Origin of the sequence: Streptomyces sp. NBC_01669 (assembly GCF_026339735.1) — a bacterium.
Classification (GTDB): domain Bacteria; phylum Actinomycetota; class Actinomycetes; order Streptomycetales; family Streptomycetaceae; genus Streptomyces; species Streptomyces yanii.
In genome coordinates, this window is record NZ_JAPEQG010000001.1 from 2,454,396 (window position 1) to 2,468,453 (window position 14,058).

Sequence of the window (14,058 nt, forward strand, 5' to 3'; positions counted from 1 at the left end):
GTGTGCGGGGACATGGACTTAGTATCAGGCATAATAGTTGAATGTGAAATCATTCTCGGATGAGAGGGGCGTACGGTGAGTGATGTCGAAGTGGATCCGGTCGAACGGCGCCGGGGTGCGGCAGGCCACGGCGAGTCTGCCGTGCAGCATGTCGATGTGCTGTCCGCGCGGGACGTCCCGTTGGGCGGGCCGCGCGCGATGACGGTACGGCGCACGCTGCCGCAGCGGGCGCGGACGCTGATCGGGGCCTGGTGCTTCGTCGACCACTACGGCCCCGACGACGTCGCCGACACGGGTGGCATGGACGTGGCTCCTCATCCACACACCGGTCTGCAGACCGTGAGCTGGCTGTTCAGCGGAGAGATCGAGCACCGCGACAGCCTCGGCAGCCACGCGCTCGTCCGGCCCGGAGAGCTCAACCTCATGACCAGCGGGTACGGCATCAGCCACTCGGAGGTCTCCACCACCCGCACCACCGAGCTGCACGGCGTCCAGTTGTGGGTGGCTCTGCCCGAAGAACACCGGCACACCGGACGTGACTTCCAGCACTACGTCCCGCGACGGGTCCGGGTGGACGGAGCCGACATCAGGGTGTTCCTGGGGTCGTTGGCGGGTGACGCCTCTCCGGTACCGACCTTCACGCCCTTGCTCGGCGCCGAACTCGTTCTCGACCCGCGCTCGACGACCAGCCTCCGCGTGGATCCCGGCTTCGAGCACGGCCTGCTCGTCGACGAAGGGAACGTCCGCGTCGACGGAACACTTCTGCACCCGGCCGAGTTGGGATACATCGGCACCGGAAGCGACGCCCTGACCCTGACGAACGAGACGGAATACCCGGCCCGCGTGGTGCTGTTGGGCGGCACACCGTTCCAGGAATCGATCGTCATGTGGTGGAACTTCATCGGTCGCAGCCACGAGGACATCGTCGAAGCGCGGGCCGCGTGGGAGAACGCCTCCGATCGCTTCGGCAGTGTCGACGGTTACGACGGCGGCCGCCTTCCCGCGCCGGGCCTTCCGAACGCCCGGATCGCACCACGCAAGAATCCTGCACACCACTGAGCTCCTCTGAGTGACGTACGACACCGAAAGGCCCGTCATGACCCAGCACGCATCCGAGCCGACCGTTCAGAGAGTCGACTCCAGGCACCGTTACGAGGTTCTGGTCGACGGCGAGCGCGCGGGCCTCACCGCCTACCGCGACCGCGACGGACAACGCGTCTTCTTCCACACCGAGATCGACGACGCCTTCGCAGGCCAGGGCCTGGCCTCGCTCCTCGTGGAGCAGGCCCTGACCGACGTACGCGCCTCCGGAAAGCGCATCGTGCCGGTCTGCCCGTACGTGGCGAAGTTCCTCAAGAAGCACGACGAGTTCGCGGACATCACCGACCCGGTGACGCCCGAGGTCCTGGAGTGGCTGGACACCGCCCTGAAGCGGTGACCGCCCCGGAGCCGGCCCGTGCGTGCGCCACTTCGATCGGGCACGTCCGGTTCCCGCTGCCCATCGGGACGGCGTGACGGATCCTCGGGCCGGCAGCCCGCCGGCGTGCCTGTCCTCGGCGAGCATCCGCCACGCCCGCCCGGGCGTCCGTGGCGACGGCGGCCCGGACCGAAGGCTGCGGGCGGGTCGGGAGCGGGCACCGCCGTTGGCCGAGAAGGGCCGTTCCGCTCGCCGCCACAGGCCGCGAAATCGAAACGATAATCCGTGAACACCACCCCCTTCTAGCGTCCCCCACAACAGCCGTCGCGCTTCCGCGCGCGGCTCGGAACGGGGGAAACACATGAAGTTCAGCATCCTCGGCCCGGTGGAGGCGTCCGTCGACGGTGCCGACATCCCGCTCGACGGCACCAAACAACGCACCACGCTCGCCGCCCTGTTGTTGGCTCGCGGGCATATGGTCACCGACGACCGGCTCAGCACCCTCCTGTGGGGCTGGGAGCCGCCCGCGACGATGAGCGCGCAGATCTACACGTACATCTCCCGGCTGCGCAAGCGTCTCGGTCCCGGGATCCGGCTGGAACGACGCGGTCCCGGCTACTGGCTGGACATCGGCCCCGCCGGTTTCGACTGGGCGGAGTTCGAGCGGCTGGCCGGCATCGGGACCCGGGCGCTGAGCGGCGGACGGTTCGAGCAGGCCGCCCGGGATCTGCGGGACGCGCTGAGTCTGTGGAGCGCGCCGGCCCTCTCCAACACCACCGACTTCCTCGGCGAGATCGAGCTGCCCCGGCTGGAGGAGGCCTACATGGCCGCCCTGGAGAGCCGCATCGAGGCCGACCTCGCCATGGGCTCGCACGCCGCGCTGATCGCGGAGCTGACGCCGCTGGTGGCCCGCCATCCGCTGCGGGAACGGCTGCGCGCCCAGCTGATGACCGCCCTCTACCGCAGCGAGCGGCAGGCGGAGGCGCTCGCCGTCTACCGCGCCGGACGGCGCACGCTGCGCGAGGAGCTCGGGATCGACCCTGGGCAGGCGCTGCGTACGGTCCACGACGCGATCCTCACCGGGGACCTGGGCGGGCCCGCCGCGGGAACCGCCGTCCTGTCGGCGTCCTCCCACAGCTGGAACGGGCTCGTGCCCGCGATGCTGCCGTCGGACACCACCGACTTCCACGGCCGCGAGAAACAGCTCGCCGAAGTGACCGCCCTGCTCCGGCCGCACGCGGCGCACCCGCACCGGGCCGTGATCACCGGTATGTCGGGCATCGGGAAGTCGGCGCTCGCCGTGCACGCCGCCCAGCTGAGCCGTCAGCACTTCCCCGACGGACAGCTCTACGTCGACCTGCGCGACGCCCAGGGGCGGGCCAAGGACCCGCATGAGGTGCTGGGCTGGTTCCTGCACGCGCTCGGCACCCCCGAGGGGGATCTGCCGGTCTCGCTGGACGAGCGCAGCCAGCTGTACCGGAGTCGGCTGGCGGGGCGCCGGGTGCTCGTCGTCCTCGACAACACGGAGGACGACCGGCAGACCCGACCCCTGCTGCCGGGCGGGCAGCTGTGCCGGACCATCATCACCGGGCGCAGTCCGCTGAGCGGCCTGGAGGGCATCCGCCTGGTCCACCTCGGGCTGCCGGACCCGGACGAGGCGACCGGGCTGCTCGCCCGGCTCGTGGGCGCCGACCGGGTGGCGGCGGAGCCGGAGGCGGCGGCCCGGCTGGTCGAGCTCTGCGACCGGCTTCCGCTCGCGCTGCGCATCGCCGCGACCCGGCTGACGGCCAACCCCCAGTGGCGGCTCTCCCGGCTGGTGGCCAGACTCGCACCCGAAGAGCACCGGCTGAGCGAGCTGCGGCTCGGTGGCCACGATCTGCGGGCCTCCCTGCGGCTCGGGCATGCCGCGCTCGACGCCGAATCACGCCGGGCGTTCCGGGAGTTGGCACGGGGCTGCGCGGCCGGGCTCAGCGCGCGGGAGGCCGCCGAGGTGCTGGGGGTGTGCGAGGAGCGGGCCGAATGGGTTCTCGAGGCGCTGGCCGACGCCCGGCTGATCGAGGTCAGCGGGGTCTGCACCGACGAGCGACTGCACTACCGCTTCCTGTCGCTGGTCCGGCTGTTCGCCCAGGAGCAGCCCGCATCGGAGCCCGCCGCCTCCTAGGACTTTTCATCGAACCGCCGTCTGCCGCGCATACGCGTGTGCGGTGCGGACACTTCGCCGACGCCCCTGTGGCAGCAGGGGCGCCGGCGACGCGTCAGGACCAGCCGTGCAGGCGCAGGATCAGCCGCTTGACCTCGGTGGCGTGGTAGCGCTGCTGAGCCTCTGCGGGCTCCGAGCACAGCAGCATCGGGGCGTCCCGGTCGTCGTCGGGAAGTCGGCCGTGGCTCCCCCGCACACAGTGCGGATCGATCGGCACGACGGTCATCGGGGCCCGCATGCCCGCCTTCTTGCGCATCAGCGTCAGCGCCGCCTTGGCCTTGATCATCGGATCGGCCGGGTCGAAGAACAGCTCGGCCGGGTCGTAGCCGGGCTTGCGGTGGATCTCGACGCCCCGGGCGAAGTCGGGGGCGCGGTCGTCGTCCAGCCAGTAGTAGTACGTGAACCAGGCGTCCGGTTCCGCGACCGTCACGAGCTCGCCGGCGTTCGGGTGGTCGATGCCGAAGTCGGCCTGCTGGATGCGGTCAAGGACCGCGTCGACACCCGCGGTGGCCTTGAGCGTGTCCCGTACCCGCGGCAGGTCGGAGGGGTCGGCGACATACACATGGGCGACCTGGTGGTCGGCGACGGCGAAGGCCCGGGAGGTATGTGGGTCGAGATACTCCATGCCGCGCTGCACATAGACGGAGAGCAGCCCTTCGCGGCGCAGCGCCCGGTTGATGTCGACGGGTCGGCGCACCGGGGCAATCCCGTACTCGCTCAGCGCGATCACGGTGGTGCCGCGGTCCCGCAGGTCGTCCAGGAGCGGTCCGAGCGCGGCGTCCGCCTCGCGGGCCGCCCGGACGGCCTGCGGGCTGTCGGGGCCGTAGCGCTGGAGGTCGTAGTCGAGGTGCGGGACATAGATGAAGGTCAGGTCGGGGCTCCGGCGGTCCAGGACGTAGCGGGACGCCTGGGCGATCCAGCTGGTCGAGGCGATGCCGGCAGTCGGACCCCAGTAGTTGAAGAGGGGGAAGTCACCCTGCAGTGCGGTCAGTTCGTCGCGCAGGCCTGCCGGGACGGTGTAGCAGTCCGGCTGCTTGCGGCCGTCGTAGTGGTAGACGGGGCGCGGGGTGAGGACGGTGTCGACCTCGGCGCCCATCGCCCACCACCAGCAGAGGTACGCGGTGGTGTGGTCCGGGTCCTTCTCCCGGGCGGCGTGCCACACCTTTTCGCCGTGGACGAGGGCGTTGTGCTGACGCCACATGAGCACCTCGCCCTGGTCACGGTGGTACCAGCCGTTGGCCACCGCGCCGTGGTCGTTGGGCAGGCTGCCGGTGGTCAGGGACGCCTGGACGGTGGCGGTGACGGCCGGGAAGACCGTGTCCAGCGCGGCGGCGAAACCCTGTTCGCCGATGGCCCGGAGATGGGGCATGTGCGGCAGCAGCCGCGGGGTGAGGCCGACCGTGCACAGCACGGCGACCTTTCTGCGTCGGTCGGTCATGAGTGGTGCTCCTCAGCACTCGTGAGGCCGAGTGCATTCAACTCGGCTTTTGTCCATGCCAGTTCGGCGGCTATCCCGTCGACCAGGCCATCGGGTCCGGCGGGGCGCCGGCCTTCCGGCAGCACGGTCCAGGTGTAGGTCTCCACCTCGACATGGCCGGTGAGCGCCCGCTCCCCCGCGAACAGCGTGCGGAGGGTGGCGCGGAGCTCGTGCTGGGTGCTGCTGAGCGGCGGCGCCGGCTCGGTGTGCAGGGGGACGTGGTAGTGGACCCGCCAGGGCCGGTGGCCGGGAAGCCCGCCGTCCTCGGCGAGAGCCTCGTCGAGGTCGTCGCGGCCCAGCACGGAGCCGTCGGGCGTCTGTTCCCTGGTCTGGTGCAGGAAGCGGGGTTCGACGAACTCGGCCAGGGCGGACCGGACTGCGGGGTCGTGAGGCCGGTCGGCGCACAGGGCGGCGGACGCCTGGAGCTTGACCACCGGGACCTCGTGGACGGCCAGGGCGCGGAGGGCTTCGTGGGGGTCCTCGTGGGCCACGGCGAGGTGGCAGGCGTCGAGGCACACCCCGATCCGCTCGGGATCCGTGGCGGCGAGGGCGGCGGCCGTGTGCCGCACCGTCTCGGTCACACAGCCGGGTTCGGGTTCGACGGCGACCCGGATGACGCGGCCGGTGTCGGCCTCGATCTGCTTCAGCCCTGCGGCCAGCAGGTCGAGTTGGCGCAGGGCGGTGTCATGGCGTTCCGTCGGCCAGGGGGTGCGCCAGGCGAAGGGGAGCGTGGAGACGCTGCCGTGGGTGGCGGTGTCGGGGAGCAGGACGGCGAGGATACGGGCCAGACGCAGGGTGTGGTCGAGTCTGCGCGGGTCGGACCAGTCGGGGGTGTACACGGCGTGCTTGACGACCGGATCGTGGAAGCCGCGGTACGGGAAACCGTTGAAGGTGACCGTCTCCAGGCCGCGGGCAACCAGGTCGGCGCCGAGGCGGGCGAGGGCGGCCGGGTCGGTGTCAAGTGCGGCGGCGGTGGTGTCGGACAGCCAGAGGCCCAGCCCGAGGGTGGCGGCGCCGAGGCGTTCCCGTACCGGAAGGGCGTACAGGTCGAACTGTGCGGTGATACCCGCCAGATCCTCCGCCGGGTGCACATTGGTGCAGTAGGCAAGATGGACGTCGGTCCCGTCGCGATGGCGCAGTCTCACGGTCCCGGTTTCCTCAGCTGCCGCCCCGGGCAACGGAGTTGCCCGCATAAAGGCCCGCCGTCGGGGACGTCGGGTTCGCCGGGGTACCGCCGCTCTCCGCGGACCCGGTGGCGTCGACGTCGAGCCGGCCGCTCTGTGCGTAGAAGACGGTCGGGTTCTGCCACAGGACGCGGTCCACATCCGCCTCGTCGAAACCGGCGGCGAGCATCGCCTCGCCGGTCGCGCGGGTGAGCAGCGGATCGCTGTGTCCCCAGTCCGCCGCGGAGTTCACCAGCATCCGTTCGGTGCCGTACCGCTGGAGGATCTCGACCATGCGGGAGGGGGTCATCTTGGTGTCGGGGTAGATGGAGAAGCCCATCCAGCACCCTGTTTCGACAACGTGACCGACGGTCAGTTCGTTGAGGTGGTCCAGCACGACGAAGCCCGGGTCGATGCCGGATTCCGCCACGACGGCCAGCGACCGGGCGGTGCCGCCCGCCTTGTCGCGGTGCGGGGTGTGCACGAGTGCGGGCAGCCGGTGCTCGACGGCGAGGGCGAGCTGCGCGGCGAAGGCGTGCTCCTCGGCGGGGGTGACGGTGTCGAAGCCGATCTCACCGACGGCGACGACGCCGTCCTTGGCGAGGAAGCGCGGCAGCAGGTCGAGCACGGGGGTGCAGCGGGGGTCGTTGGCCTCCTTCGGGTTGAGGCCGATGGTGCAGTGGTGCCTGATCCCGTACTGGGCGGCGCGGTAGGGCTCCCAGCCGAGGAGTCCGTCGAAGTAGTCGCTGAAACTCGCCGGCGAGGTACGGGGCTGGCCGAGCCAGAACGCGGGTTCGACCAAGGCGCGGACACCCGCGTCGTACATCGCCCGGTAGTCGTCGGTGGTCCGTGAGGTCATATGGATGTGCGGGTCGAAAATCCGCATGTGCGGGCTCCTGCGAGTAGGGGGGTGGCTATCGGTCGCGGCCGCGGTCCGGGACGAGAAGGACGAGATCGGCCGGCACGGGGCGGCCCGCGGCGCGGCGCTCGTCGGCGAACGCCTGTGCCATCCGGGCGAGTTCGACGTCCTTGCGCTCGTGGAGCCCGGCGACGACGGACAGCGGTATCTCGGTGAACAGGCACTTGAGTACGGCATGGCGCCAACGGTGCTGATCGAGATGTGCGCGGGCGTACGGGCCGAGTGCGGCGATGATCAGCCGGGTGTCGTTGCTGCGCAGGGCGTCGTCGGTGAGGGAGGCCGCGGCGCCGCCGAGCGGCAGATAGGGCAGGGACAGCAGCACCCCGCGCCGTTCGGCGGCGTCGCCCTGCGCATACCGGGCGGCGGTCTCGGTGGCGGTGCGGTCGGGGGCGACGGCGAGCAGCAGTGCGGCACGCACGGCGTCCTCGACGGCCCAGCCCGCGCGGTCGGGCAGCGCCCGGTCCGGCAGCGGGAGCCGCCCGTAGACGCGGCCGGCCGAGGCGAACCGGGTGTCCAGCGCGGCCGGGTCGGCGGCGACGGCCGCGGTGTCCCGCGCGAGCCGCTCCCGGCGGTCCGGGTCGAGGGCGGCGTCCAGCGCACCGAGCAGCGCCCGGACGGTGCGCCGGTCATGGACGGCTCCGGTGGGTGTGGTGGTGTCCGAGAGCGTCATGGGCGTACCGCGCCCTTCATGAGTCGGGGTTCGGGGGTGGGGGTGGACACGAGCTCCGGCGGGCGTACGGTCCTCGCGGCGGCCGCCGCCTCGCGCAGGAACGCGATGCTGCGGCGCGCCTGAAGGGTCGCTGCGTGGCTGTGCCGGGGCAGTTCCACCGACACCAGGCCGCGGTAGCCCACATCGGCGAGTGCGGCCAGAACCGGTGGGAAGTCGATCTCGCCGTCCCCGAACGGAAGATGCTCGTGCACCGCGCGTCGCATGTCCTCGATCTGGACATGGGCGAGCCGGTCGGCCGAACGGTGCACGCACTCCACGACGGGGTGCGGTTCCAGGCAGCGGCAGTGCCCGATGTCGAGGGTGAGCCGGAACCGGTCGTGCCCACCCAGCAGGTCCACCAGCCGCTGGTAGTCCTGCAACGTGGCGACCAGCATGCCCGGTTCGGGTTCGAAAGCCAGGTCGACTCCCGCGCGTCCGGCGTGCTCCAGCACGGTGGCGCACCCTTGGGCGAGCCGCTTCCACGCCTCGTCGGCCGGTACGGCCGGGACGTCATCGGGGGCGGCGCCGCTCCACAGGTGGACGGTGGTGGCGCCGAGTCCGGCCGCGATCTCGGTCGCCCTGCGCAGCAGATCGACGCGGTGGGCGCGGCCCTCGGTGGAGACCAGGGTCGGCTGGTGCTTGCGCATCGGGTCGAGCAGGTAGCGGGCACCGGTCTCGACGACCACGTCGAGACCGGTACGGTCGAGCACCTTCCTGACCCCGGCGGTCCGCGCGGCCACGTCCGGTGCGTACGGGTCGAGGTGGTGGTGGTCGAGGGTCAGCGAGACCCCGTCGTAGCCGAGGTCCGCGAGGACCCGCAGGGCGTCGCCGATCCGGTGGTCGCCGAAACCGTTGGTTCCGTACGCGAAGCGCAGCGCGGTCCTCGTCATGTCGGCGACACCTTCCGGGCCAGTCGTCGGGCGAGAGGCAGTGCCGCGGCCACCGGCAGGGCCACGGCCGTGGAGCCGGCCGCCGCGGTCAGCGCGGCCTGGAGCGGCATCATGGCGTGGATCCCGGCGCCCACGGCCCGGCGTACGCTCGCGGCGGTCGGGGTGCGGGCGGCGCTGTACTGGGCGAGTCCGCAGGTACTGAGGTAGGCGGCGGCCAGGGTGCGGCTGACCGCCCGGTGTGCCGGTGCGGCCCGGTTGCCGTATGCCACGGCCGCCGCCGTGACCGCCCCGCTCGCGGCGAGCGTCGCGGCGGGAACGGCCCTGCTCGCACCGCTGACTTCGCGCCGGCTGAGCACGGTGACGGCGAACGTGTGCGCGGCCACGGTGAGGGCCGCCGGGAGCGCGGCCCGGGTCCGTCCGCTGCCCGCGCCGCCGAGCAGCACGTCGAGCCCCCGGGCGGTCGCCATCGCGGCGGGCCCGGCCGGGGTGGACTTCAGGGCGAGGTCGTACGCCCAGACGACCCCGGCGAGCGATACGGCGGTGGGCAGTGCGGCGCGTCCCCCGCCGAGCGCGGCGAGTCCGATCCCGGCGGCGGTGAGACCGGTGGCGAGGGCAAGGGCCTGTCCGGGCGAGACCTCTCCGGAAGGGATCGGGCGCTCGGGGCGTTCCACGACGTCGAGGCCGCGGTCGGCGTAGTCGTTGAGCGCCATACCCGCCCAGTAGAGGCAGACGGAGGAGGCGGCAAGCCCCACTGTCCGGGGCCCGCGTCGCACTCCCGCGGCCGCGGCCCCCGCCAGCACATCGCCGGGGACGGTGAGCGCGGCGGGAGCCCGTACCAGCCGTGCGACGGCACCCGCGGAGGGCAGGCGCCGCCTCGGGTACCCGCTCACACCCGCACCGCTGCGGCGGCCCGTGCCCAGTCCACCAGGGCCGTGAACTGTTCCTCCAGCCCATGGACCGTGGAGCCCACCGGGTCCTTGAAGAAGAAGCCGAGGGCGGGCACGGGCCCGCTCTCCCCCGCGCGGTGGGCCAGAGCCGTGAACCGGGCCAGATCGAGGACGAGCGGCGCCGCGAGCGCGGAGTCGCAGCCCTCCCAGGTGAACTGCATCGTCATCCGCACGTCGAGGAACCCGTCGAAGACGATGTGGTCCCAGGCCGTCTTCCAGTCGCCGAGCGCGGCGATGTGGTGGATGTGCACCCCGCCCTCGACCGGGTGGCCGAGCCCTTCGTCGAGCACGCGCCGCTTGGACTCGACCTTGCTGCGGGCGCGGGAGGGTTCGGCGAGTGCCGCTCCGTCGCCGCCGCCGAGCAGGTTGGTGCCGGACCAGGAGCGCACGGCGAGGGCCCGTCGCGCGAACATCGGCATCAGGACGGACTTGACGAGGGTCTCCCCCGTCTTGCCGTCGCTGCCCGCATACGGCAGCCCGGCAGCGACGGCGTACTCGTGGAGTGCCGGCAGCCGCGCCCCCGCCGAGGGCGTGAAGTCGACGTACGCGCAGCCGGACTTCAGTGCGGCGTAGGCGTACACCGCGCTGTAGGGCAGCGGTGACTCCCCCGCCGCGAGCGCCGCGTCCAGTGCCTCCGTCGAGGCGCAGGCCGGGTCGGGTTCCGCGAGGGGTTCGGTCGTGGCGACGTTGACGACCACGACCCGGTCGAGTCCGGCGCGGCGCCGGAAGGAGTCGATGTCCGCCGCGAGCGTCTCGATCAGCAGGTCCTGCCGCCCGGCGGCGCCACCCCCGCCGACCGGCCGGATCTCGGCGTCGGCCTCGGCGAGGTCCGCCGCCAGCGGGCCGAGGAGCGCGTACGGCAGAACTCCCGCGTCCGCCAGCTGCTCGGCCCGCTTGACCAGCGGGGTCTCGTCGATGTCGTGACCGCCGAAGACCAGCCGGTCGAAGTCGGGCAGGCCGAGTTCCGCGAAGGGGGGCAGGGCGGCGACACAGCCGGTCTGCCGGGCCAGTCCGGCCCGGATCGCCGCGGCTCCGACGACCGCGGTCGTCGCCACCGAACCACGGGCGCCGATGAGCCAGACTCCGGTCCTCTCCTCAGGTGCTGCGGTCGGTTCCGTCTGTGCCGTTCGCATGGTTCTGCCTCTCGGAGCGCGGTCGGGTGGGTCAGCTGACGCCCTGCGGGTACGGGAAGGTCTCGAAGGCGGTGTCGCACTCGCCGGGGCTGCGGCTGAGCCACTTCGCGGTCAGCCGGCGGAGCACCTTGGCGTCGAGCGGCGGGTAGATGACGTCGGGCTTCGGCTTGACGATCGACTGGATCTCCCAGGACAGCCCGATCAGCGGGTCGATCACGGCCCAGCGGCGGGAGTCGATGCCGAGGAGCTGCATGGCGCGCAGGTAGCAGTGCCAGGCGTGGAAGCCGACCGGCGGGTTGCCGTTCATGGTGTGGCTGCGCTGGCCCTCGGACAGCCGCGGGTCGTAGAGGACGCCCTGCCCGAAGTCGGCGAACGCCTTGGTGAGACCGGCCAGGTCGGTGTGCGGGTAGTAGCGGTCGATGACGCTCCACTGGGCGTCGGAGAGGACGGTCAGCGCTTCCTTGAGGGGGGTGACGAGCGTGCGGAAGCCGCTGGGGTAGGTGCCCGCGCTGCGGTGGGCGAGGTACGCCTGGATGATGGCGACCTCGGGGTCCTCGCCGAGCACCTCGCCGAGCTTCTCGTTGGCGGCGATGACCTCGGGCGTGCGGTGGTACCAGAGTTCCTGGTCGAAGACGTACCAGAACTCGTTGGATCGGGGGTCCCCGTTCATGCCCGGAACGTTCGGGATCTCCGGGTAGTCCGCGGACTTCGGCCGGACGGGGGCGGCGGACGCGGTGGTGGCCGTTCCCACGGTGGCGAGGCCGGCTACCAGGAGGGCCCCGGCGGAGGTACGGAGGGCCTGACGGCGGTCGATGGGCGGAGTCATGGGAAATTCCCTTTCGCCGGGAGGAGGTTGATGGTCCAGAAACTAGGAAGAGGCGCTATACCGGGCCTATACCGCCGAGATGTCCTCGCCCGGTGCCGGGTCGGGGCGCCGAAGTGCCGGAGTGACCAGCGCTGTTACGGCGAGGAGCACCATGCAGCCCGCGATCCCGGCGAGGGTGCCGGTCACTCCGAGCCCGTCGAGCAGGAAGCCGCTGCCGAGCGCGCCGAGCGCGCCGGCGCCGGAGGCGATCAGGGTGAGGACGCTGCTGACGCGCCCCTGCATCTCGTCGGGGGTGACGGACACCTGGTAGACGCCGCCCACCACATTGACGAGTCCGCCCGCGTACGCCATGACGGCGAGGAGGGCACCGATGAGGACCGGTGCACGCACCACGATGAGCAGGGGAATGACGGCGGCCCAGACGGTGATGCTCCCGATGACCACGGTGCGCAGGGGCGCCCGCCGGGTCCACCACGTCGCGCCGAGTGCGCCGAGCATCCCGCCGATCCCGCCGACGGCGGTGATCGTTCCCAGGAGCGCGGCCGAGCCTCCGCCGTCGCGCACGATGAGGATCACGGCGAGGCTGATGCCCTGGAAGAGCAGATTGGTCGCGGCGATCAGCCCGACCAGGGTGGTGAGGAACCGACGCTGCCAGGTCCAGGTGAACCCTTCGGCGACTTCGACGGCGAGCCGGCGACGCGGTGCGGTGTCGCGCGGGCCCTGGAACGGCTTTCTGATCAGCAGGAGCGAGATCAGCGACAGCAGATGGGCCGTGGCCGCGAAGAGGAAGGGTGACCAGCGCGCCAGGGTGTACAGCGCCCCGCCGACGGGCTGCCCCAGCAGTCCGGCGGCCCGCCAGCGCGCCTCGTTCTGGGTGAGGGCGACGGGCAGTTGTCCGGGCGGTACGAGGTGGCGCACCGCGGCCCGTTCGGCGAGCTGGTGGAAGACGGCCAGGCTGCCGCTGACGAAGGCGGCGGCCACCAGATGGCCGAGGTTGATCCGGCCGGTGGCCACCGCGGCTGCGACCGATGCGGTGGCCAGGAGGGAGCCCAGATCGCAGAGGATCATCAGCCGCCTGCGGTCCCAGCGGTCCACGAGCGCCCCTGCGGGCAGCTGCACGAGCAGATTGGGCAGGAGCGCGGCGAAGCCGACCAGTCCGGCGTCGCTCGCCGATCCGGTGTACCAGAGAACCAGGAAGGGGTACGCGACATAGCAGGCGCGGGCGCCGAGCAGTGTGGCCCCGACGCCGCCCCACAGGAGGACGAAGTCGCGGTTGCGGCGCAGGGGCTGGAGGGGGGCGGAGTCGGCCGTGCCGGTGTCCTCCTGCTCACCCGGCGGAGCCGTCATCCGGCCGTGGCCACGGCCCTGGCTCCCGCGCCGCCCTCCACCGTGAGACCGGTCGCCGGGCTGCCGACGGGGCCGGTGCGGCACCATTCGAGGACGGCCATGGCGCTGTGCATCTTGTTCTCGGCCTGCTGGAAGGCGATCGACGTCGGTCCGTCGAGGATCTCGGCGGTGACCTCCTCGCCCCGGTGGGCGGGCAGGTCATGGAGGAACACCGCATCCGGACTCCCCTTCCACAGCGTGGAGTTCACCTGGAAGGGCGCGAAGATGTTCCGCCAGTCGGGGTCGGGCTTGCTGGTCCCCGTGGTCTGCCACCGGGTGGTGTAGATGGCGTCGAAATCCTCGGGGAGCGCCTCCATGTCGTGCCGCTCGACGACGGTGGATCCGGTGCGTTCCGCGGTGGCGAGGGCGCGGGCGAGGGTCGCGGGGGCGAGTCCGTACCCGGGCGGGGTGCGCAGCTCCAGGGTGATGTTCCTGAACCTCGGCAGGGCGAGCGCCAGGGCCGCCGCGGAGTTGTTCCCCTCGCCGACGTACAGCACGCGCAGTCCCTCGATCCGCCCGAACCGGCCGAGGAGCGTGGTCAGATCGGTCAGCGCCTGAGTGGGGTGCTCGTCGGCGCTCATCGCGTTGACGACGGACATTCCGCCCTGCGAGGCCCAGCTGCGCATCTCGGCGGGGTCGGCGGCGGTGCGGGCGACCAGCAGGTCGAGCATGCCGGCGAGGACGCGTCCGGTGTCCTCGGTGGTCTCCCCGGTGTTGGTCTGGAGATCGTTGGGGCCGTACGAGACGATCTGCGCGCCCAGGCGCAGGGCGCCGCTGGAGAACGCGGTACGGGTACGGGTCGAGGTCTTGGCGAAGTAGATGCCGGCCACGAGCCCGGCCAGCGGGCGGTCCCCGGTGGCACGGCCCGCGGAGAAGTCCGCGCCCCGGGCGACGATCGACGTCAGGTCCTCATCGGTCAGATCGTCGATGGAGATGAGATGGCGTACGTCGGGCATGGGGTGATCCCTTCTGTCGGTTGTGGCAGGTCCGG

13 protein-coding genes are annotated in these 14,058 nt (G+C 72.0%); 3 read left to right on the plus strand and 10 right to left on the minus strand.

Annotated features, from left to right (window positions below):
- Window positions 1-75: 75 nt before the first annotated feature.
- The 3 genes from OG972_RS10740 to OG972_RS10750 all read left to right on the plus strand — a co-directional run bounded on the left by OG972_RS10740 (window position 76) and on the right by OG972_RS10750 (window position 3,578).
- Complete coding sequence (locus tag OG972_RS10740) at window positions 76-1,059, plus strand: pirin family protein (protein ID WP_266980479.1); 984 nt, start codon at window positions 76-78, stop codon at window positions 1,057-1,059.
- Window positions 1,060-1,096: 37 nt separating this feature from the next.
- Entirely contained in the window at window positions 1,097-1,438 is a 342-nt protein-coding gene (locus OG972_RS10745; RefSeq protein WP_266980481.1) for a GNAT family N-acetyltransferase, read from the plus strand.
- Window positions 1,439-1,778: 340 nt separating this feature from the next.
- Complete coding sequence (locus tag OG972_RS10750) at window positions 1,779-3,578, plus strand: AfsR/SARP family transcriptional regulator (protein WP_266980483.1); 1,800 nt, start codon at window positions 1,779-1,781, stop codon at window positions 3,576-3,578.
- Window positions 3,579-3,672: 94 nt separating this feature from the next.
- Here the strand turns inward: OG972_RS10750 and OG972_RS10755 are convergent, their stop codons facing one another.
- The 10 genes from OG972_RS10755 to OG972_RS10800 form a co-directional block, all read right to left on the minus strand.
- Window positions 3,673-5,055, minus strand: coding sequence for an alkaline phosphatase family protein (locus OG972_RS10755; RefSeq protein ID WP_266980485.1), 1,383 nt, complete (start codon window positions 5,053-5,055; stop codon window positions 3,673-3,675).
- Window positions 5,052-6,239: a metabolite traffic protein EboE gene (gene eboE / locus OG972_RS10760; protein WP_266980486.1), complete on the minus strand. Its 1,188-nt coding sequence runs from the start codon at window positions 6,237-6,239 to the stop codon at window positions 5,052-5,054. Before eboE ends, OG972_RS10755 begins: the two co-directional genes overlap by 4 nt.
- A 13-nt stretch (window positions 6,240-6,252) precedes the next feature.
- Window positions 6,253-7,143: a TatD family hydrolase gene (locus tag OG972_RS10765; protein ID WP_266980487.1), complete on the minus strand. Its 891-nt coding sequence runs from the start codon at window positions 7,141-7,143 to the stop codon at window positions 6,253-6,255.
- Window positions 7,144-7,171: 28 nt separating this feature from the next.
- The gene (locus OG972_RS10770; RefSeq protein ID WP_266980489.1) at window positions 7,172-7,846 is read right to left on the minus strand and encodes an EboA domain-containing protein; all 675 of its coding nucleotides are present in this window, start codon (window positions 7,844-7,846) and stop codon (window positions 7,172-7,174) included.
- The gene (locus OG972_RS10775) at window positions 7,843-8,775 is read right to left on the minus strand and encodes a sugar phosphate isomerase/epimerase (protein WP_266980491.1); all 933 of its coding nucleotides are present in this window, start codon (window positions 8,773-8,775) and stop codon (window positions 7,843-7,845) included. The genes OG972_RS10770 and OG972_RS10775 overlap by 4 nt, the downstream gene beginning before the upstream one ends.
- Complete coding sequence (locus OG972_RS10780) at window positions 8,772-9,665, minus strand: SCO3242 family prenyltransferase (RefSeq protein ID WP_266980493.1); 894 nt, start codon at window positions 9,663-9,665, stop codon at window positions 8,772-8,774. The genes OG972_RS10775 and OG972_RS10780 overlap by 4 nt, the downstream gene beginning before the upstream one ends.
- The gene (locus OG972_RS10785) at window positions 9,662-10,855 is read right to left on the minus strand and encodes an inositol-3-phosphate synthase (protein ID WP_266980494.1); all 1,194 of its coding nucleotides are present in this window, start codon (window positions 10,853-10,855) and stop codon (window positions 9,662-9,664) included. The genes OG972_RS10780 and OG972_RS10785 overlap by 4 nt, the downstream gene beginning before the upstream one ends.
- A 31-nt stretch (window positions 10,856-10,886) precedes the next feature.
- Window positions 10,887-11,681 carry a hypothetical protein gene (locus tag OG972_RS10790; RefSeq protein WP_266980496.1) on the minus strand — a complete coding sequence of 265 codons (795 nt, stop codon included), beginning with the start codon at window positions 11,679-11,681 and terminating at the stop codon, window positions 10,887-10,889.
- Between the two features lie 66 nt (window positions 11,682-11,747).
- Window positions 11,748-13,028 carry an MFS transporter gene (locus OG972_RS10795; RefSeq protein WP_266980498.1) on the minus strand — a complete coding sequence of 427 codons (1,281 nt, stop codon included), beginning with the start codon at window positions 13,026-13,028 and terminating at the stop codon, window positions 11,748-11,750.
- The gene (locus OG972_RS10800) at window positions 13,025-14,023 is read right to left on the minus strand and encodes an ornithine carbamoyltransferase (RefSeq protein WP_266980500.1); all 999 of its coding nucleotides are present in this window, start codon (window positions 14,021-14,023) and stop codon (window positions 13,025-13,027) included. Before OG972_RS10800 ends, OG972_RS10795 begins: the two co-directional genes overlap by 4 nt.
- Window positions 14,024-14,058 lie beyond the last annotated feature (35 nt).

Coding starts and splice junctions, on each gene's coding strand:
- OG972_RS10800 (WP_266980500.1), bottom strand. CDS start 14,023: ATGCCCGACGTACGCCATCTCATCTCCATCGACGATCTGACCGATGAG.
- OG972_RS10765 (WP_266980487.1), bottom strand. CDS start 7,143: ATGCGGATTTTCGACCCGCACATCCATATGACCTCACGGACCACCGAC.
- OG972_RS10775 (WP_266980491.1), bottom strand. CDS start 8,775: ATGACGAGGACCGCGCTGCGCTTCGCGTACGGAACCAACGGTTTCGGC.
- OG972_RS10770 (WP_266980489.1), bottom strand. CDS start 7,846: ATGACGCTCTCGGACACCACCACACCCACCGGAGCCGTCCATGACCGG.
- OG972_RS10790 (WP_266980496.1), bottom strand. CDS start 11,681: ATGACTCCGCCCATCGACCGCCGTCAGGCCCTCCGTACCTCCGCCGGG.
- OG972_RS10755 (WP_266980485.1), bottom strand. CDS start 5,055: ATGACCGACCGACGCAGAAAGGTCGCCGTGCTGTGCACGGTCGGCCTC.
- OG972_RS10745 (WP_266980481.1), top strand. CDS start 1,097: ATGACCCAGCACGCATCCGAGCCGACCGTTCAGAGAGTCGACTCCAGG.
- OG972_RS10795 (WP_266980498.1), bottom strand. CDS start 13,028: ATGACGGCTCCGCCGGGTGAGCAGGAGGACACCGGCACGGCCGACTCC.
- OG972_RS10785 (WP_266980494.1), bottom strand. CDS start 10,855: ATGCGAACGGCACAGACGGAACCGACCGCAGCACCTGAGGAGAGGACC.
- OG972_RS10750 (WP_266980483.1), top strand. CDS start 1,779: ATGAAGTTCAGCATCCTCGGCCCGGTGGAGGCGTCCGTCGACGGTGCC.